The organism is Azospirillum sp. TSH100, assembly GCF_004923295.1.
In the GTDB taxonomy this organism is placed as follows: Bacteria; Pseudomonadota; Alphaproteobacteria; order Azospirillales; family Azospirillaceae; genus Azospirillum.
Genome location: NZ_CP039640.1, coordinates 140,338 through 158,874 on the forward strand (window position 1 = coordinate 140,338; position 18,537 = coordinate 158,874).

The window sequence follows — 18,537 nt, forward strand, 5'->3', positions numbered from 1 at the left end:
AATTCCACACCGATTCAACTCCGGCGTGCTGATTGATGAGGATGATCGCTCTCGATATCTTTCGGGATAGCCATCGCGATCCGGGCATTCCGCTGGCGCCGGATGGCCTCAGCCCCGGCGGGACAGGTCGGCCAGGGGGGAAAAGCTCCCGGCCTCGCCGCCGCCCAGCAGAATGGCATCGTTCAGCAGAAGCCAGGCGTGGGCTTCCAACGCCATGTCCGTCTTGCGCACGCCGAAGCGGATGGTGGCTCCCGCGATGCCGCGTCTGCGCAGCAACAGAATGCCGGCCACCGCCTGGACCAGACAGCTGCTGTGCCAGGGCAGGCAGGCCGCCACCCGCTCCAGACGGATGCAGGCGCCACGGGCGCGGGCCAGGACGGGCGCGGTTGCCGAAGACGCCCCGGCACCGGGAAGCTCCATCCCCCCCAGCAGGCGCCGGGTCAGGCGAAGCGGCAACAGGAACACCAGCCCCCAGGCCAGAAGCAGGGCCAGCAGCGCCTCCAGCCGCAGCAGGCGCTGTTTCATGGCAGGCCGGAAACCGGTGCGCAGCCGGACGATTTCCCGGCGTCGCGGTCGCGGTAATGGGCGAGTAGCCGCGGGCACAGCACGGCCAACCTCTCCTCGGTCTCGGGGTCGCGCGGCTTCTCCCGGAAGCGGTCCGACAACCCGTTGCCACGGGTATTGCCGAACACAACCTCCATATCCTCCCGCAATGACGGTTCGGCCGCCCACAGGCTGCCCAGGATATCGTCATAGGAACGGGAATAGCGGTACCAGTCCGGCGTCGCGGGCCAGCCAAGCCGCTCCAGATCGTCCAGCACCCCCCTGTCCACCGCCACCGCATCCTCGTAATGGATGACGGCGTCGAAGCGGTGCCGCTCGGCGAACAGCTGGTCCAGCAGGATGAACTTCTCGTCCATCAGGCCCGAATGGTTGCGATATTGCTTCGTGCGGAGGCTTGCGTAATTGTCGCGCGGGTCGCGCAGGAAGAGAATGACCCGGTCCGGCCGGAAGCGCTCCACATGGGTGGCCAGCGGATAGGCCGTGGTGATCACCGCCTTGGCCACGAAGTCCTGCGACGTCGTCACCCGCGGGGCGGCGAAATTGTTGGGAATGTCGACCAGGGCCACGCAGCCGGGCCGCTCCGCCAGCATCCGGGTGAATGCGGTGGCGCCGCTGGACTGCATGCCGTGGATGAACAGGCGCATGGATCAGGCTTCCCCGTCCGCCAGCCAGTCAGCAAGCCAGTCCTGGCGCAGTTCGGCCGTGATGAAGACATAGCGGCGCATATGGGGCGTGGGATGGCGCATCCCGACCCCATGAAGGGCATGGATCCCTTGCGGGAACATCACCAGCTGGTTGGCCCGGTAGGGGATGCGCACCACCTCCTCCACCGCCTCGGCAGGCTGCTGAAAGGCGAAAGGCTGGGAAGACACGCCGTCACGCCAGCGGTAGAGCACCAGTTCCCCACCCACGCTGTCGTCGGCCGGATCGCGGAAATACAGCAGGCCGGTGAACAGCCGGTTCGGCGTGTCCAGATGGGCGCCACGGCTGACGGACGCCTTCCCGCTCACCGGCGTGTTGATCTCGATCCGTGCATCCTGAAGGATGGTCTCGTCCCCCGGCGGAGCGGTCATGAAGGACAGGCGCGCCGTGGTATGGCCGGTCAGACGTCCATCCAGCACGCGCCGCAGGGCCGGGTGCCAGTGCCCGGCGAACAGCTCCTCCACCTCGGCCAGGAATTCCGGACCGCTATGCCGGGCCGCGAACGCCCTCCAGCAATCGGGCATGCCGGAATCGGCCATGATCATATCGGCGCCCAGCATGAAGCGCTGGTTGCTGGGAATGCGTCTGGCCGGATCATCCCAGCCGATCCGCCCGAAACCGGGATAGCTTTCGGCAAGCTGCGCATAGCCTGCCGCCTCCAGCACATCCGGGATCACGATATGGGGAAACGGGTCGAGCCGTATGTCGGCCCGGCCGGCACGGGCGAGCACCGATGACACGGAATATGAGGACATGATCCGCCGATGACCCGCAGGAAAAGGAAAGGCCAAAATATCCAAAAAGTTGCACAGCAACAATGAAATCGTTCAAAAAGAACCCGGTGTTGCATCGTCCGACCGGCAACGATCGCCCCGGTCGCCGCAGGGAAGCCAAGGCAGGGAAACCAAGACCGGAAAGCCGGACAGGAAGGAAGACGCAAGTGGTGGATCGCATGCACGGCTTGCAGCCAGGCCGGGCTGGAAGCGAAAGGACGGCGGCCGTGTCGCCAGCCGTCCGACGCCTGCTGGTCCTGCTGACCGCCTCCTATGGCCGGCGCCGCATCGTGCTGATGCTGGGGCTTGGACTGGCGGCCTCCCTCGCGGAAGGGGCTGGGCTGCTGATGCTGGTGCCGGTGCTGGACCTTGTGGGAGTCGGCGGCAACGCCAAACCGCCGGGCGGGGCGCTGCTGACAGGCCTGGGGCTTTACCTGCTGCTGGTGGCGGCGGCGGCGTGGGTGGTCGCTGTCCGCAGTTCGCTGAGCAACGACCAGCGCAACCGGTTCGTCGACCGGATGCGCGGCAACATGCACGATGCGCTGCTGCACGTGTCCTGGCCGGTTTTCCAGTCGCTGCGCGCCACCAGCATCAAGCAGATCATCATCGGCGAGGTCGGGCGTCTGGGGCTGTGCCATGACGCGCTGGTCAGCCTGGGCGTGGCGGCATTGACCATGCCGATGCTGCTGCTGACCGCGCTGCTGCTGTCTCCGGTCCTGACGCTGGTCACGCTGCTTCTGTCCGGACTGGCCCTGCTGCTGATCCGGCGCATCGGGCGCAGCGGTTTCGACATCGGCCTGCGCCTGGGCCGGGCGCATCAGGACATGATGGCCGATCTTACCGATGATCTGGCAGGGCTGCGCATCATCAAGGGGTTCGGAGCGGAGGCGGTGCGCAGCGGCAACCTGTCGCGCCGCTTCGCCGCACTGCGTCAGTTGCAGTCCCGGCACAGCCGCATCCAGGCCTATGAGCATGCTGCGCTGGTGCTGACCGCTGCCGTAATGGCGGCACTGGCGGTCATGGTGTCGGTCTTCTGGCTGGAGCAGGTGCTGAGCGAGGCCCTGGTGGTGATCCTCGCCTTCGCCCGGTTGGCACAGCGGACGCTGGCCAGCCTGCGCTTCTGGCGGATGCTGGAGGCCGGCTTGCCCGCCCTGGTCATTTACGAGGAGATGCTGCAAAGGCTGCGGACCGGGGCGGAAGGGTCGGCGGATGGTCAGGCAGACGGACCGGGCGGCAACCTGCCCATCTTCACCCGCAGCCTGTCCTTCCGGGACGTGGGGCTGCGCACGCCCGACGGACGTCAGGCGCTGGACGGGGTGGAACTGGACCTGCCCTTCGGCGTGCTGCTGGCGGTCACCGGCCCGTCGGGAGCCGGCAAATCCACCCTGGCCGACGTGGCCGCGGGTCTGGCCCGGCCCACACGGGGTTCGCTGTATGTCGACGGGGTGGAACTGGTGCCTGCCCTGCTGCCTTCCTGGCGGCGTCAGATCGCCGTGGTGTCGCAGGATCCTTTCCTGTTCCATGACACGATCCGCGCCAACCTGCTGCTTGCCGCTCCGGATGCCGACGAGTCTGCCCTGTGGACGGCATTGGAAGCCGCCGCTGCCGCCGACTTCGTCCGTGCTCTGCCACAGGGCCTGGACACGGTCGTCGGCGACCGCGGCGGAGCCGTCTCGGGCGGGGAACGCCAGCGTCTGGCCATCGCCCGCGCCCTGCTGCGCCGTCCGCGTCTGCTGATCCTGGATGAAGCGACATCGGCGCTGGATGCCGGATCGGAAGCCATGGTGCTCCAGACCCTGGAACGGCTGCATCGCCAAACGACCATCCTGGCCGTCACCCACCGCGACCGGACCCGCCGTGCCGCCGACATGGTGCTGGAACTGGACGGGGGCAAAATCCAGCGGTTCGCTCAACAGGACGGGGCGTGACGGGAAGGAGGCCGGCCGGGATTCCTTTCAGCTCACGCGCTTTGCCCAACCAGACGCCGCAGCCGTCGACGGATACCACGACAATACTTCAAGACAGTCGCCGCCCAAAAAATATGCGACACCCCCACCGAAGCCCGACGATTTACGAACAATACATCTGTATTATTCAACGAAAAATCTATAACGCGAAACCCAATTTTACGCATTCTATTTTTTACGATCCTCACCTTCTCCAGGGTATCCGGATATATGAAGCTGTGAAATTCAACACTGATCTGCATTATATCTGATAATTCTTCACGACGAACAGATAGAAACATATCAAGCTCGGAGCCTTCGATATCGACTTTCAGCAAATCGACTGCTTCGATGCCACAACGGCGCCGAAACTCCTCCAAGGTCACCGTTTCGACGTCAATGGCTTCGACCAATCCTTCCCGTTCATAGCGGTCGAAGGCACTGGGGCAACGATCCGGATAGATGTTGATCCTCATTGTGCCGTTCATGCCGGATATGGCGACAGGCTGCAGAGTCAGGGAGGGATGCTGATCGATCTTCCGCACCAGTTCCGGAACCGGTTCAGCCGAAAACACCCGGCACCCATAACGCTTGATGATGGCATGCGAAAACGCACCGCCATTGGCTCCGAAATCCACCACAATACTGTCTTTGTTCAGAGTTTTAAAAAAAGAATGCTGACATATCTGATCAACCCCAATATTTCTCAATGACAATGATTTAAACAAATTGCCCTCCAGCCCCTTAACAGTCAGCAAGTTTATTTGGCGAATTCAACATCAATGCGCCGCCTTCAATTTAAAATATTCAAAAATTGATCGCAATGAATTTTGCAGTCACATGACGGACCGATCACGTTCATGGATTGCGACCCACCTCGCGCCGCTAGCCCACACCGGCTGCCAGCATCCCGTCATTCGCCATGGCGAGCCCCGCTGCGGACGGGCGGACATAGCCGATCGGGTTGGGGCGGGATTCGTTGCGGCCATACTGGATGAAGTGGACCAGCGCCTGCTGCTGGTCGCTGCCGAAGGCGCGCTGGAGGTCGGGGTTGGCCATCAGGTAGGCGAGCGCGTTGAAGCGGATCGGGCGTCCGCCGGCCTGTCCGGTCGACAGGTAATGGGCGGTGGCGGCGGCGGTGTCGGTGCCGAAGGTTGCCGCCAGATCCGGGTTGGCGGCCAGATAGCTCAGCGCATCGAAACCGGCATCGTCGCGCCGGGGCGTGTTGCCGTAGAGCACGACATAGAGCTTCACCTGCTGCTCGCTGCCCGAGAAGACGCTCAGCAGGTCCGGATTGGCCAGCAGATAGTCGTGGGCGTTGAAGCTGGTGCCGCGGTTCTCCAGACGGCCGAAGCGGATGTAATGCTCCTCCGCCCGCACGGGATCATTGCCGATGGACGCGGCGAGATCGCGGTTGGCCGCCAGATAGGAAAGCGCATCGAAGCTGGTGCTGCGCCCCTCCCGCCGGCCGCTGGACAGGTAATGGCCGGCCGCCAGGGCGGTATCGGTACCGAAGACGGCGGCAAGGTCCGGGTTGGCCGCCAGATAGGCCAGACTGTCGAAGGTGATGCCGCGCCCTTCCCGCCGGCCGGAGGTCACGTAATGGCGGGCCGCCGCCGCCGGGTCCAGCCCGAAGGCCGCCGCCAGATCGGGGTTCGAGACCAGATAGCCGTAGCCGTCGAAGCGGGTGCTGCGGCCTTCGCGTTGGCCGCTGGACAGGTAATGGCGGGTCGCGGCCGTGGTGTCGGTGCCGAAGACGGCGGCAAGGTCTGGGTTGGCCGCCAGATAGGCCAGCGGGTCGAAGCTGCCGGCCGAGCGCCCTTCCCGCCGGCCCAGCGCCAGGTAATGGCGGCTCGCCGCGGCAAGGTCGTAGCCGAAGGCCGCCACGAGGTCGGGATTGGCGGCGAGGTAGGAGAGCGGATCGAAGGACCGGGCCGCCCGCCCCTCCGCCCGGCCGGTGGACAGATAATGCGCACGCGCAGCCGCCGCGTCGGTGCCGAAGACGGCGGCGAGATCGGGGTTGGAGGCGAGATAGACCAGCGGGTCGAAGCCGGCCATCGTCTCGGCCAGCGTGGTCACCCGCAAGGTCACGGTCTGGCCGCTGACGGCACCCTGGCTGTCGGTCACGGTGTAGGCGAAGGAGCCCGGCGATGCCGGGGTGCCGGTCGGCGCCTGATAGGTCAGGCCGGCCAGATCGGCACCGCTCAGCATCGTCCCGCTGGTGACGGCGGTGCCGTTGGCGAGCCGCAGCGTGCCGGCGGCGGGCAGCCGGACCAGCGTCACCGTCATGCTGTCGCCCTCGTCCGGATCGCTCGGCCGGTCGATGCCGAGCGCGATGGCCGGCCCGGCCTCCAGGGCGGTCAGGGTCTTGTCGCCCTGGACGACCGGCGGACGGTTGGCAGGACGCGAGGCGACGGTGAATCCCATCCAGCGGCTCCATGCCACGCCGTTGTAGGCGCGCACCGACAGCTCGTCGACGCTGGTCAGGGTGGAGGCGGCGAAGGTGACCCCGGCGAAGGCGGCGGCACTCAGCGAGACCACCGCACCGGTCGCCTGGGCCACCCCGCCGACCATGATGGAGCCGGCGCCGTTGGTGTTGTCGACCAGTTCATACTGGGTGACGAGACCGCCGGCCGGATCGGCCGCCGTGATCAGGCTGGCCAGCGTGATGGAGGAGCCGATGGAAACCCGGCCGGGCTTTGCGGTGACCGCCGGGGGCATCAGGCTGATGCGGGTGTCGGCGAACAGGGCGAACTCGACGTCGGTCAGCGTGTCGGTGCCCTCGCCGCCGCCGGAGATGATGGCGCTGTCCGACGTGACGGTGACGGTGTAGGAAGAGCGGGTACCGCTGTAGACCACGGTATCGGTGCCGCCGCCGCCCTGGATCGTGTCGTCGCCGCCCCCGCCGGTCAGCGTGTCGTCGCCGGCTCCGCCGACCAGCAGGTTGGCGGCGGAATTGCCGATCAGGATGTCGCTGCCGCTGCCGCCGATGGCGTTCTCGATGGTGACCCCGGTGGCGATCGACACATTGCCCACCGCCAGCCCGCCCGAGCCGTTGGGACCGATGGAGCTGAAGGCGCCGGGCGTCAGGTCGATGGTGACGGCCGAGGCCTGCCCGCTGGCGTCGATGCTGTCGGTCCCGCCGGCATCCCAGATCGACTGGCTGACCGCGACCGTGTTGCTGGCGAAGACATAGCGGTCGTCGCCGATGCGGGTGCCGGTGTTGGCACCGTACAGGTACTGGGCCGCGGCGATGTCGTACAGCGCCGGCCCCGTCGCCAGCCCGTTCAGGCCCAGGCTGGGGTGCCGGTTGTAGGACATGAGCGTGTAGCGGTAATTGTCCTCGGTCGAGGACAGGTAGGGCGGTTCGCCCCCGCCGCCGGTGGCGTTGTAGTTGCCGGGATGCTTCAGCCCGATGGCATGCCCGATCTCGTGCAGGATGGTCAGGTAGCCGTAGGTTCCCGGCGTCGGGCTGGTGTTGGTCGAGGTGTTGTTGGCGAGATAGATGTCGCCGCCGGTGTCGTAGAGCGCCCCGGTCGGATAGTAGGCGTAGGCGGCGCTGGAGCTTTGCCGGTTGGTGCCGATGCGGATCGACCCGCCCTGCCCGCTGTTGGCGCTGTCGGAGGTCTCGACGAAGAAGACGTTGGCGACGGCGCTCCAGGCGGCGAAGGCCTGACGCACCGCGTCGCGCTGTGCGCTGGACAGCGGCGCGAAACCGGTGGAGTCGGAGGCGGAGGCGTAGGACGGCGCCTGCTCCATGAAGCTGTAGGTGACGGTCGCCCCACTGCCGACTCCGCCGCTGCCCCAGCGCGGCGTCCCCGTCGCCAGCAGCGCCGAGATGGTGGACGCGACGGCCCCCTGCGGCAGAGCACCCTGCGGATCCGGGCTTTGCGGATCCGGGCTTGCGGCGATGGGAGCGGCACTCCAGCCGGCAGCGCTGCACAGCAGGCAGGAACAGGTGGGCAAGGTGCCGGCCGAACCGTCGGACAGATCGGAGGGGGTGGTCGTCATGGCCGCGAGGGAATCCGTGCCGCGGACTGCGGCTCGGCCACTCTACAACCTTTCATTCCCCGATCGAAAGGGGTGGGTTCCCCGGACCTTTTTTCTCACCGGCCAATGGACAACGGGCGAAAATCGCGCCCCCCGATCATCCCTTCTGCGCGATCAGCTCCTCGAACACCGCCTCGATCCGGTCGACGGAGCGGGCGACGGTGAAGTCGCGGGCGCGGTCGCGGCCGGACAGGGCCATGCGCAGCCAGGCGGCGCGGTCCCCGATCAGCCTGCGCAGACAGCCGGCGAGCGCCTCGTGGTCCTCCGCCTTGAACAGCAGGCCATCGACGCCGTCGCGCAGCACCTCGCCGCTGCCGCCGGTGCCGCTGCCGATGACGGTCAGGCCGGCGGCCATCGCCTCGACCTGCGAAATGCCGAAGGGTTCCTGGAAGACGCTGGGGAAGACCAGAACGTTGCAGCGGGCGAACAGGTCGGACATGCCGCGGCGGTCGAGGAATCCGGTGAAGCGCACCTTGCCGGTCATGCCGTGGCGCTCCACGAAGTCGCGGCAGCGGGCTGCAAGTTCGGCGTCCGGCGCCTCCCCGGCGAAGGTGCAGTCGAAGTCGATGCCCTCGCGATGGAGAATCCCCAGCGCGTTGACCAGCGTCTGCGGCCCCTTGTAGTTCACGAACAGGCTGGCGAAGGCGATGCGCAGCCGGTCGGTCGAGGGCATCACCGCGCGGTGGAAGTAATCGACGCGGGCGCCGGGATGGATCACCGTGGCGGACAGGCCATAGCCGCCGGCGGCCAGCCGCTCCGCCACCCAGCCGCTGGCCGGTCCGGCGCGGTAGAGGGGGGAGCGGGGTGCGGCTTCCGGCGGATAGCCGGGGTGCTGGTTTCCCAGGCAATGCAGCACCGGGACGCCCATCTGCCGGGTCAGCGGGTCGAGGAACTCGGTCGCCAGCATGTCGAGGTTGCCGACCAGACAGGCGTCGGCACGGAAGTCGCGGGCGGTCTCCAGCACCCGGCGGATGTTGGCACGGATCAGGGCGGCGCAATGGGCGCGGTCGTCATGGGTGAAGGCGCGCCCGTCCTTCCAGGTGCCATAGAGGGTCAGCGAGCGGTCGACATGCGCCTCGATGTCCTCGGTCCCGGCCATGCCCGGGCGGGTGAGGTCGGGCACGTCGGCGGTCAGCACCTTCACCGTGTGGCCGCGGCGGATCAGTTCGGCCGAGAATTCCCACAGCTTGCGGCCATAGCCGCCGAACTCCTGCGGCGGGAAGAGGTTGGTGACCACCAGGATGCGGCGGGGCCGCCCGGTGGAGGGAAGCGTCGCCTGCCGGAACAGGCTGCGGTAACGTTCCAGCGCCGGACTGTCGCCGATGGCGGTCGCGAGCGCGGCGGCATCGAGATCGGGTGCCGGATCCGGAGCGGGTTCCGGAGCGGGTTCCGCCATGGCCGACAGCGCCGCGGCGCGCCGGGCCTCCGCAAGATAGATGGCGGCCTCCAGCTGGCGTCCGCTTGCGGCGTACAAACGCGCCAGCCCGGCGAGCGCATCCGGCTGCTGACGGTCCAGCCTGACGCCGCGCAGCAGGAAACGCTCCGCCAGAGCCGTCTCGCCGAAACGGGAGGCTAGCCGGGCGACGGCGACCATCTGCTCCGCGGTTTGCAGCATCGGCTCCAGCGCCGCGATGCGGGCGCGCCGCAGATCCGGTTCCAGCGCGGCCGCCAGGGCCGGGTCGGACAGGGAGCGGCCGGCATAGCGCAGGGCGTCGGCGCACTGGAACAGGATGCCGCCGGCTTCGGTCGGCGCGAAGCCCCAGCCGGCCAGATGGGCGGCCGCCGCGGCATGGTCGCGCGCCGAGACGGTCGGGCAGAGGACGGAGGCACCGGGCAACCGGGCCATCTGGCGGTCGACCTCCGCCCTGTCGGGCCAGGGCAGCAGCAGCACCGCCTCATCCCGCACCCGCTCGCCGGATGGCGGCAGCGGCAGGCTGACGGCGCCGTCGGTATCAGGAGCCATGGCATCAGGCCCCATGGCATCAGGGGTGGTGAAGGCCACCCGCGGCAGATCGCGGGTCATGATGCGCAGGTCGGCGGCGAACCCGTCCTCAGCCCCGTCCTGGCCGGCTGCGTGGACGGTCAGCCGCGACGACGTCAGCTGGAGCTTCTGCAGCGCCTCGTAGGCGGCGAGGCGGCGGCGGAAGCCGGTGCTCCGGGACGGCAGCGGCAGCAGCCCGCGCCGCTCCCCGCGAACGTCCAGCGCCGGGTCGACGCGGTCGTCGAACACGGCGGCGAAGAACTGGGCGCGCTTGACCTGCGGGCTGTGGAACTCCAGCAGATGCGCCTGGCCAGCCCGGCGGATCGCCATCGCCTGGTCCGGATGGTCGAGGTAATGGCGCACCAGCTCCACCAGCTCGTCCGGCGAGCGGTATGTCACGAGATGGCGGCCGGGGGTGAAGCAGCGCTCCAGCCCGGCATCCGCCGACAGCGCGTCGGTGAGAAGGAAGCCGCCGGCCCCCAATGCCTCGAAGACGCGCAGATTGAGGTCGCCGTTCAGCGAGACGTTCAGCGTGACCTGCGAGGAGGCATAAACATCGGCCGCCCTCTCCGGCTCCGCGCGCATCCTCACCAGCGGCAGCCCGGCCGCGCTCAGCCGGTCCAGCACATGACGGCGCCAGGGGTGGAAGGCCCCGGTCTGCCCGACGAAGGTGAGGGGCGCCTGGGGAGACGAAGGGATGTCGCGCCGGCGCAACGCATAATCGACCGCCGGGACCCAATAGACCCGCTCGAACCCCGCCTCCAGGAAGAGATGGGCGTGCTGGCGGGTGTGGTCGAGCATCACCGCGTCGAAGTCCTCCATCGCGCCATAGGCCAGCAGCCCGCGCAAGGGGGCGGCGAAATGATGCGTGTCGCCGACCAGCAGCACCTTGGTGCCCGTCAGCCGGCCCAGCCCGCGGGGGAGGTTGCGCCGGGTGGCGTCGGCCTTCACCACGATCAGCTCCGGACGCTGGTGCGCCGGCAGCCGCGCCACGACGGACACCAGATCATATTCGCCGGGCGGGGTGTTCAGCGAGGCGAAGCCATCGCCGGTCTCCACCGTCGGGCAGTCGGGCCCGCAGAACACCTCCCGTTCCGAGAACAGCGGCCGGCGGTAATAGTCGGGCGGGGCCAGGCAGCAGAAGAGCGTGACGGGATCGGGCAGGCGGAGGCTCGGGGTGGCGGGGACGGGGATGCTCACAGCGCGTCCAGCTCCCGCAGCAGGGCGATCAGCCGGCGGGTCGCGGCCTGCCAGCTGAAATGCTCCAGCAGATGGGCCTGCGCCGAACGGCGGGTGCCGGCGGGGTCGTCGATGACCGCGCGCAGCAGCCGGACGGCCTCGCCCTCGTCGGGGCTCCACCAGCTCTGGCCGGCATAGCCGCCGATGCCGGGGGTGACGGCGCTGGGGATCATGTGCGCCACCCGCCCGTCCAGATAGGCCTGATAGGCGCTGTGGTCGGGCGCCAGCAGGATTAGCCCCATCGCCCCGGCCTGGGCCATCGGCAGATCCCAGCCCTCGCCGTGCGACATGCTCCAGTAATGGGTCGAGGCGGCATGGAGCGACATCATCTCCGCATCCGACAGCTTGCCTTCCACCAGGAAGATCGGCGCCACCTGTTCCAGTGGCCGGCCGGTCTGCGCCGACACCCGGGCCAGCAGATCGCGCATGCCGTCGGAAATCCCGCCGCCCTTGCCGACCTTCAGCAGCAGCGCCGCCCGGTCCTCCGCCCGCGTGGTGCGCAGCCAGACCCGCAGCAGCCCATCCAGGTTCTTGCGGTCGTTGAAGTCGGAGACGTTCAGGATGCGTACCGGGTAGTCGGCCAGCCGGCGGCCCAGGCTGTCGACGATGTAGGCGGGGGCGACGCCCGCGGCATCCACCGTCTCGACCCCGGCGGGACAGATATGGATGCGGTCCTGCGGGTGGCCGGCGCGCAGCCAGGCCGTGCGGGAGGAGTCGGTGGCGACGACGACATGGTCGTGGCGCCGGCTGAGGCCCGCCCACAGAGGCGGGATGTCGACGGCCTCGAACATGCTGAAATTGACGGTCTTCAGCCCCGGAATGCTTTCCACTGCCGGCGGGGTGGTGACGGTCAGCACCGCCTTGGCCCGCACCGGCCGGTCGAGCGAAAACAGAAGCGGGTCGATCTGGTCGTCCGGCAGGTTGTCGGCATCGCCATAGTTCAGGTCGACCAGCCGCACACGGATCCCGGCCGCCACCAGTTCCTGGACGAAACGGCGGACGGCATAGGCGTAGCCGCTGCTGTCGCGGAACACCCCGCGCACCACCAGCCCCGGCGGCAGCGAAGGGTCTGCGGCATCGTTGCCGATCGCGCGGGCGGTGGCGCAACGTTCCAGGGCGCAGCGCAGCTGGGAATCAGGTATGCCGCTACCGGTTTCCAGCGCGGCGGCACGGCGCAGCAGCCGGTCGGCCTCGTCGATCCGTCCGCAGGCGAGCGCGTCCGTCCCCAGACGCCGCAATGTCATGGCGCAATCCGGGTCCACCTCCAGCTTGCGGCGCAGATGGGCCACGGCCGCATCCGGCCGGCCCATCTGCAGCAGGGTGCCGGCCTGGTTGAACAGGGCGCCGGCATGGGCCGGCACCAGCCGCAGGGCGCGGTTCACCAACGCCACCCCGCGCGAGGGGTCGGGGCGGCGGCTCAGCAGTCCAAGCAGGTGGAGCGCGTCCGTCTGGGCCGGATCAAGCGCCAGGATGCTTCGGTAGAGCGTCACCGCCCGGTCGCTCTCGCCGGCCTGGTGCAGGCCGACGGCCCGGGTCAGGGTGTCGTGGATCGAGATCATGGCGCGGGCGCTGTTCCGGAACCGGAGAATAGACGGGCGGGAGGCTAAGCAGGTTTTCCGAACTCCGCCCACAGATTGGGCGGGCTCGGAAAACCTGCAAACCATAGAGTCCGCAGGTTTCTCCAGGCCGGGCCTGTGGCCCGATCTGGAGAAACCTGCTTAGTCGGACATCCGGATCGGAGGAGCCGGAAGGCGAAGGAACATCGGTGAAATCGCCGAGGCTTGCAACAAGGCAGCTTGACCCTCCGGTCGGTGCGGGTGCAAGTCAGGGCAACCACAGCCCTCCTTTCCGGGTACTCTTTTATGGTTGCCTCCGCCGAAATCGCCACCCCTGTCCAGATCGAAACTCTGCCGGGACAGCGGATGTCGGTTCCCGACGCCGTCCGGCAGGCGCTCGACTATTGCAATTCGGGCTGGCTCGACATCAGCGCGGGCATCTGCGAACGCATCCTGGCCGCCAACCCCGGCAACGTACACGCCCTGCTGATCCAGGGCATATCCGCCTACAAGAACCGCGAGCCGGCGAAAGCCGTGCCGATCCTGGCGGAGGCGCTGCGCCGCGATCCCGGCTCGGTCGATACCCTCTATCATCTGGGAATGGCGCTGCTGCTGTGCGGGCATTTCGACCGGGCGGAACTGGCCTTCAACTGTGCCATCCAGGGGCGTTCCGACTATGCAGAGGCGATGGCCGGGCTGGCCGAGGTACGCCGGGCCGGGGGCGACGCCGACGGCGCCTATGAACTGCTGAAGCGCTCCGTCACGTTGAAGGGCAATTATTCGCCCTCCTACATCGCCTACTCGCTGATGCGCTTCGACCGCTCGCTGCCGGCGGAGACGGAAGGATGGAACCGGCGGCGGGAGGCCCGGCACGACCGCCCCCGCCTGACCATGGCCTCGCTCGGCTCCTATGGGCGCTTCGCCCAGACGGTGAACGAGTATGTCGCCGTCCGCCTCTATGCCGAGAAATACGGGATGGAGTTCCTGACCCCCGACTGGGTCGGCCATGCCTTCTTTTCGCTCGACGATCCGCGGCTGGACCCGTCTGTGCTGCCGGAATTCCAGGGATGGCTGCGGCAGCGCAAGGATTTCGCCCGCGGCTTCGACGAACGGGTGGCCGATCCCTTCCGCGACCGCGACCTGTTCCTGGGCGGCTCGCCGGTCAACGCGATGCTGAAGGAGCGGCGGACCGACATCCTGTCCTGGCTGACTCCGCGCCCCTGCTGGGACCGCTTCCTGGAGCCGCCGGTGGAGGCGTTGCGCCACCGCGGCCGGACGCTGGTCGCCGTCCATATCCGCCAGACCGACTGGTGGAACCAGGACTACACGCCGCTGTCGCTCTATCTGGACTGGCTGGACGGGCTGTGGCCGACGCTGGAGGACCCGGTGCTGTTCGTCGCCACCGACGAACCGAGCGTGGTTCCCGAATTCGCCCGCTTCAACCCGACCACCCCGGCCGACTTCCCGGTCCGCTGGGAGGGGCTGGAGTATCTGCAGGATTTCCAGGTGATGACGCGGGCCGACATCCTGGCGATCAGCACGGGATCCTTCGCCGCCACCGCCGCCGCACTGAACCCCTCCCCCCGCCTGCTGCTCCACCCCGCAGAGGGCAACCGCGGGCTGGTGCCGTTCGAGGCGTGGCGGTAAGGGGCTTGGGCGGTAGGGAGCTGGGCGGTAGGAGGCTGGCCGCCTCAGTCCGCTGTTTCCGGCGGCTTGGCCGTTTCTGTCGCCGCCACCGGTCCCGCCCTGCGCGCCGGGTTGCGCATCGGGTTCTTGGGGTCGAACAGGCCGAGGCGCTGGAGGCTCTGGGCGAAGCCTTCGGTCAGCATGGTGATGCGGTCGCTGATCTCGGCGATCTCGCGGGCGGAGATGACCGGGGCATCGGCCGAGATGCGGCCGTGGGCGCGGTAGTTCAGGCGGATCGCGACGTCGTCGGTCTCGCCCTGGATCCAGGAGCCGTGCAGGATCTTGTTGCGCTCACGCCCCAGTTCCAGCGCCTCGTCGCAGCGGGCGACCAGGGCCTTGGCCTCGTCCGGGGGAAGGCGCAGGCCGGCGATCGACTTCAGCGCGTCGAAGCGGGCCTTGACCTGCATGTTGGACGCGATGGGCAGGAATTCGGTGTGATCGGCGCCGAGCAGCCGGGAGATGCACAGCGACACCATGTCCTCGAGCTGGGCCCAGGACACGGCGATCATGCCGATTGCACAGTACATCTTCACGCTGAGGGGGCCCAGCCGGACCGTCCGCGTCGTCATTGGCCATCCCCGGCATCCGCCCCGCTGCCGGGGCACGGGACCGAAAATAAGCTTTCCGCGCGGTATGGGAAAGCCGTCATTGCGCGGCTGGCAGTTGACAGGCCCCCGCGATCCATAGGATGCACTGCCCGCTGCATACGGCGCGCGCAGCGCCTCTCCGCCGTCCCTCCGCCGCGCACCATCGGTCACGCAAAGGTATTCCGCCTATGGCCATCCAGGACACCACCGCCCCCTCGCTGCACGGCTGCCTCACCGCCGCCATCGACGTCCTGCGGCGCACCATGGACAGCCTGGACCCCGCCCGGGTCGAGGCGGCGGTCGCGGCGGTCACGGCCGCGCTCGGCGCCAACAAGGCGCTGCTGGTCTGCGGCAACGGCGGCTCCGCGTCGGACGCCCAGCACATCACCGGCGAGCTGGTCGGCCGCTTCCTGAAGGAGCGGCGCGGGCTGAAGGCGATCTGCCTCAGCTCCAACGCCGCCGTCCTGACCGCCTGGAGCAATGACTACTCCTACGACAGCGTCTTCGCCCGCCAGACCGAGGCCTATGGCGAGCCGGGCGGCGTCCTGCTGGGCATCTCCACCAGCGGCAACTCGCGCAACGTCATCGCCGCCTTCGAGGTGGCGAAGAGCCTGGGCATGACCACCATCGCCATGACCGGCGAGGGCGGCGGCAAGATGGCGGCCCTGAGCGACATCCTGCTCGACGTGCCGTCGCGTTCGACCCCGCTGATCCAGCAGGTCCATATCTGCCTCTACCATTACCTGTGCGAGCAGGTCGAAGCCCGGCTGGCCTGAAACGCCCCCATGGATCCGTCTACCCTGGATGCGCTGAAGCGCCGCGCGCTGGACGCCCTCGGCGCCGGGCGGCTGGAAGAGGCCGCGGCCCTCTACCGCGACCTGCTGGCGGAGGACGGCACGGCCGCCGACCTGTGGAACAATCTGGGCGTCATCCTGTCCGAGATGAGGCGCCCGGCGGCGGCGGCGGCAGCGCTGCGCAACGCCCTGGCGCTGCGGCCGGATTACGACAAGCCCTGGGTCGGGTTGGGCAGCGAGGCCTTCGGCGGCGACCGGCTGGAGGAGACCGTCCGCTGCTGGAGCCGGGCGATCCGGCTGGAACCGCGGCAGGGTGCCGGGCTGTGGTTCAATCTGGGCGTGGTCCGGCAGATGCGCGGCGAGGCGGCGGAGGCCGCCGCCGTCTTCGACCGGGCCGAGGCGCTGATGCCGGACGACCCGCGCGTCGCCAGCCAGCGGCTGCTGTGCCTCAATTACCTCGACCTGCCCGGCGAGCGCCTGCTGGCCGAACACCGGCGCTTCGACGAACGGTTCGGCGACGGGGCCAGCGATGGGGCCGGCAATGGCCGCAAGCCCGCCGTTCCGCACGCCAACCGCCCCGATCCGGAAAAGCGGCTGCGCATCGGCTACCTGTCGGTCGAGTTCCGCGAGCATCTCGGCGCCTATTTCCTGACGCCCCTGTTCGAGGCGGCCGACCGCGGCCGGTTCGACATCGTCTGCTATTCGATCCTGCCGGACAGCCACGCCGACGCCCACACCGCCCGCTTCAAGGCGCAGGCCGACGGTTGGCGCAATGTGGGGCATCTGGACGACGAGGAACTGGCGGCACAGATCCGCGCCGACGGCATCGACATCCTGGTCGATCTTGCCGGTCATTCCGGGCTGAACCGGCTGCCGATGCTGGCGCTGCGCCCGGCGCCGGTGCAGGTGACGTGGCTGGGCTATCCCAACGGCACCGGCATGGAGGCGGTCGGCTACCGCATCGTCGATCCGGTCAGCGATCCGATCGGACCGACCGACGGGCATGCGGTGGAGACCCTGGTCCGGTTGCCCGCCCCCTTCCTGTGCTTCCGCCCGCCGGTTTCCGCCCCGCCGGTGGTGCCGCTGCCGGCCGGCGCCACCGGGGCCGTCACCTTCGGATCCTTCAACAAGCTGTCGAAGATCACCGACGGCACCGTTGCGCTGTGGGCCGAGGTGCTGCGCCGCGTGCCGGATGCGCGCCTGCTGCTGAAGGACCGGCCGCTGTCCGATGCCGGCACCGCCGCCGGGCTTCGGGCGCGCTTCGCCGCCGCCGGCATCGACCCGGCCCGGCTCGATCTCGTCGGCTTCATCAAGGACGCCGCCGGGCATCTGGCCGCCTACAACCGCATCGACATCGCGCTGGACCCGCATCCCTACAACGGCACCATCACCACCTGCGACACGCTGTGGATGGGGGCGCCGTTGGTGACGCTGGCAGGCGGGCGCCACGCCGCCCGCGTCGGCGCCAGCCTGATGACCGCCATCGGCCTGCCGGAACTGGTCGCCGCCACCTCGGACCGTTACGCCGCCATCGCCGCGGAGCTGGCCGGCGACCTCACCCGCCTGATGCGGCTGCGCATGGGCATGCGCGAGCGGGTGCGGGCGTCGGCGCTGTGCGACGAGACCCGCTTCATGCGCAATCTGGAGACCGCCTATCGGCTGATATGGCGGCGCTGGTGCGATCAGCGGCGGTCGGAGGTCTGAAGGGCCGAGGGCTGGGTCAGGGCTGGCCAGGCGAAGCCGGCCATCCGCTCCTTGGCCGGTCCCTGGAAATGCAGGAAGGTGAAGGGAACCGGCGGACCGCCGTCGGTGCGGGGGCAGACCGGAATGCCGTCAGGGCCGAAGCGGATGTCCTTCAGCCCGTCGCGCAGGACGAAGCGCTGATTGCCGTCGCGGATGTTGTGATCGAACCCCCGGTCGATCAGGCCGCCCTGCTCCAGGAAGCGGGGATCGGCGGCGGCGATCTCCATCAGCAGATGCATGTCGCTGACATGCGGCCGGTCGCCGATGCGGAAGCGGTCGGCCAGGGCGTGCAGCCGCGGCTTGTCGGCGAAGATTTCGACGAAGCGGTCGCACAGGTATCCCAGCGCCTCCGGCCCCTCGAAGCAGTTGGCCCAGCTCCAGTTGCCGGCGATGCGGCCGGCGAAGGGTGCGGCGAAATGTTCCGCCGGACGGTAGAGCATGACATCGCTGTCGAACACGCAGAAGCGGCCGAGCCCGTGGCGGACGGCGAACTCATGCACGAAGAACCAGCGCCCGTAGCACATCGCCTCGTACCCCTCGCCATTCACCGAGAGATGCTCGTACACCGCGCCGAAACGGCCGTAGGAACCGGTGTAGAGGCGGATGTCGGCCTGATGCACCGGAAAAGGCAGGTCGCGGATTTCGTCGGTCAGCAGGATCACCGGACTGTCGGGCGACGCCCGCACCGCCTGTTCCAGCGCGATGTCGAGCGTGCCCTTGTGACCGATATGGACGAACAGGATGGGCAGGCCGGGCTTGCCGGGGAACTGGCCGGCAGACATATCGGGGGGCGTATCGGGAGGCATATCGGGCATGGGGACTGGGGATGCTTCGTCTCGCGGGATGGGACCGCATGGTAGCCGCCCGCGGCGGCGGGAGGAACCGGCCTGTCCCCCAGCGTCCCGATTGCCCTTCC

General features: G+C 68.5%; 13 protein-coding genes. 4 read left to right on the forward strand and 9 right to left on the reverse strand.

Annotated elements, in window-relative coordinates; all coding sequences use genetic code 11:
* Positions 1 to 108: 108 nt before the first annotated feature.
* Genes E6C72_RS30755 through E6C72_RS30765 form a run of 3 tightly spaced genes read right to left on the reverse strand, consistent with a single transcriptional unit; the run spans position 109 to position 2,021 of the window.
* Complete coding sequence (locus E6C72_RS30755) at positions 109 to 525, reverse strand: lasso peptide biosynthesis B2 protein (protein WP_109085364.1); 417 nt, start codon at positions 523 to 525, stop codon at positions 109 to 111.
* Positions 522 to 1,208 carry a hypothetical protein gene (locus tag E6C72_RS30760; protein ID WP_109085363.1) on the reverse strand — a complete coding sequence of 229 codons (687 nt, stop codon included), beginning with the start codon at positions 1,206 to 1,208 and terminating at the stop codon, positions 522 to 524. Before E6C72_RS30760 ends, E6C72_RS30755 begins: the two co-directional genes overlap by 4 nt.
* A 3-nt stretch (positions 1,209 to 1,211) precedes the next feature.
* Entirely contained in the window at positions 1,212 to 2,021 is an 810-nt protein-coding gene (locus tag E6C72_RS30765) for a 2OG-Fe(II) oxygenase (protein WP_109085362.1), read from the reverse strand.
* Between the two features lie 245 nt (positions 2,022 to 2,266).
* Between E6C72_RS30765 and E6C72_RS30770 the strand changes: the two genes are divergently transcribed.
* Positions 2,267 to 3,967, forward strand: a complete 1,701-nt coding sequence (locus E6C72_RS30770) for an ABC transporter ATP-binding protein (RefSeq protein WP_158280142.1) — start codon at positions 2,267 to 2,269, stop codon at positions 3,965 to 3,967.
* Positions 3,968 to 3,999: 32 nt separating this feature from the next.
* Here E6C72_RS30770 and E6C72_RS30775 read toward each other — a convergent pair whose 3' ends face one another.
* From E6C72_RS30775 to E6C72_RS30790, 4 genes are all read right to left on the reverse strand, one after another.
* A complete protein-coding gene (locus E6C72_RS30775) occupies positions 4,000 to 4,743 on the reverse strand; it encodes an FkbM family methyltransferase (RefSeq protein ID WP_158280141.1) in 744 nt (247 codons plus the stop codon).
* 127 nt (positions 4,744 to 4,870) lie between these two features.
* Positions 4,871 to 7,996 carry a M10 family metallopeptidase C-terminal domain-containing protein gene (locus E6C72_RS30780; RefSeq protein WP_109085359.1) on the reverse strand — a complete coding sequence of 1,042 codons (3,126 nt, stop codon included), beginning with the start codon at positions 7,994 to 7,996 and terminating at the stop codon, positions 4,871 to 4,873.
* 136 nt (positions 7,997 to 8,132) lie between these two features.
* Positions 8,133 to 11,216 carry a glycosyltransferase gene (locus E6C72_RS30785; protein ID WP_247875639.1) on the reverse strand — a complete coding sequence of 1,028 codons (3,084 nt, stop codon included), beginning with the start codon at positions 11,214 to 11,216 and terminating at the stop codon, positions 8,133 to 8,135.
* Positions 11,213 to 12,814, reverse strand: a complete 1,602-nt coding sequence (locus tag E6C72_RS30790) for a glycosyltransferase (RefSeq protein ID WP_109085358.1) — start codon at positions 12,812 to 12,814, stop codon at positions 11,213 to 11,215. The genes E6C72_RS30785 and E6C72_RS30790 overlap by 4 nt, the downstream gene beginning before the upstream one ends.
* Positions 12,815 to 13,117: 303 nt before the next feature.
* On the opposite strand from E6C72_RS30790, the gene E6C72_RS30795 reads away from it, so the two are divergent.
* Positions 13,118 to 14,458 (forward strand): tetratricopeptide repeat protein, encoded by a 1,341-nt coding sequence (locus E6C72_RS30795; RefSeq protein ID WP_109085357.1) that lies wholly within the window; start codon positions 13,118 to 13,120, stop codon positions 14,456 to 14,458.
* 44 nt (positions 14,459 to 14,502) lie between these two features.
* Here E6C72_RS30795 and E6C72_RS30800 read toward each other — a convergent pair whose 3' ends face one another.
* Positions 14,503 to 15,066, reverse strand: a complete 564-nt coding sequence (locus tag E6C72_RS30800; RefSeq protein WP_109085356.1) for a hypothetical protein — start codon at positions 15,064 to 15,066, stop codon at positions 14,503 to 14,505.
* 206 nt (positions 15,067 to 15,272) lie between these two features.
* Between E6C72_RS30800 and E6C72_RS30805 the strand changes: the two genes are divergently transcribed.
* Together E6C72_RS30805 and E6C72_RS30810 are read left to right on the forward strand one after the other, a co-directional pair.
* Complete coding sequence (locus E6C72_RS30805) at positions 15,273 to 15,860, forward strand: SIS domain-containing protein (protein WP_109085355.1); 588 nt, start codon at positions 15,273 to 15,275, stop codon at positions 15,858 to 15,860.
* Between the two features lie 9 nt (positions 15,861 to 15,869).
* Positions 15,870 to 17,582, forward strand: coding sequence for a glycosyltransferase family 41 protein (locus tag E6C72_RS30810; RefSeq protein WP_109085354.1), 1,713 nt, complete (start codon positions 15,870 to 15,872; stop codon positions 17,580 to 17,582).
* Here the strand turns inward: E6C72_RS30810 and E6C72_RS30815 are convergent.
* Positions 17,561 to 18,403 (reverse strand): hypothetical protein, encoded by an 843-nt coding sequence (locus E6C72_RS30815; RefSeq protein ID WP_109085353.1) that lies wholly within the window; start codon positions 18,401 to 18,403, stop codon positions 17,561 to 17,563. The two genes, E6C72_RS30810 and E6C72_RS30815, sit on opposite strands and share 22 nt — an antisense overlap.
* Positions 18,404 to 18,537 lie beyond the last annotated feature (134 nt).

Bases quoted from the DNA above. Each gene is read 5' to 3' on its own strand.
- E6C72_RS30755 (WP_109085364.1), bottom strand. From the start codon at position 525: ATGAAACAGCGCCTGCTGCGGCTGGAGGCGCTGCTGGCCCTGCTTCTG.
- E6C72_RS30760 (WP_109085363.1), bottom strand. From the start codon at position 1,208: ATGCGCCTGTTCATCCACGGCATGCAGTCCAGCGGCGCCACCGCATTC.
- E6C72_RS30765 (WP_109085362.1), bottom strand. From the start codon at position 2,021: ATGTCCTCATATTCCGTGTCATCGGTGCTCGCCCGTGCCGGCCGGGCC.
- E6C72_RS30780 (WP_109085359.1), bottom strand. From the start codon at position 7,996: ATGACGACCACCCCCTCCGATCTGTCCGACGGTTCGGCCGGCACCTTG.
- E6C72_RS30790 (WP_109085358.1), bottom strand. From the start codon at position 12,814: ATGATCTCGATCCACGACACCCTGACCCGGGCCGTCGGCCTGCACCAG.
- E6C72_RS30795 (WP_109085357.1), top strand. From the start codon at position 13,118: ATGGTTGCCTCCGCCGAAATCGCCACCCCTGTCCAGATCGAAACTCTG.
- E6C72_RS30800 (WP_109085356.1), bottom strand. From the start codon at position 15,066: ATGACGACGCGGACGGTCCGGCTGGGCCCCCTCAGCGTGAAGATGTAC.
- E6C72_RS30805 (WP_109085355.1), top strand. From the start codon at position 15,273: ATGGCCATCCAGGACACCACCGCCCCCTCGCTGCACGGCTGCCTCACC.
- E6C72_RS30810 (WP_109085354.1), top strand. From the start codon at position 15,870: ATGGATCCGTCTACCCTGGATGCGCTGAAGCGCCGCGCGCTGGACGCC.
- E6C72_RS30815 (WP_109085353.1), bottom strand. From the start codon at position 18,403: ATGTCTGCCGGCCAGTTCCCCGGCAAGCCCGGCCTGCCCATCCTGTTC.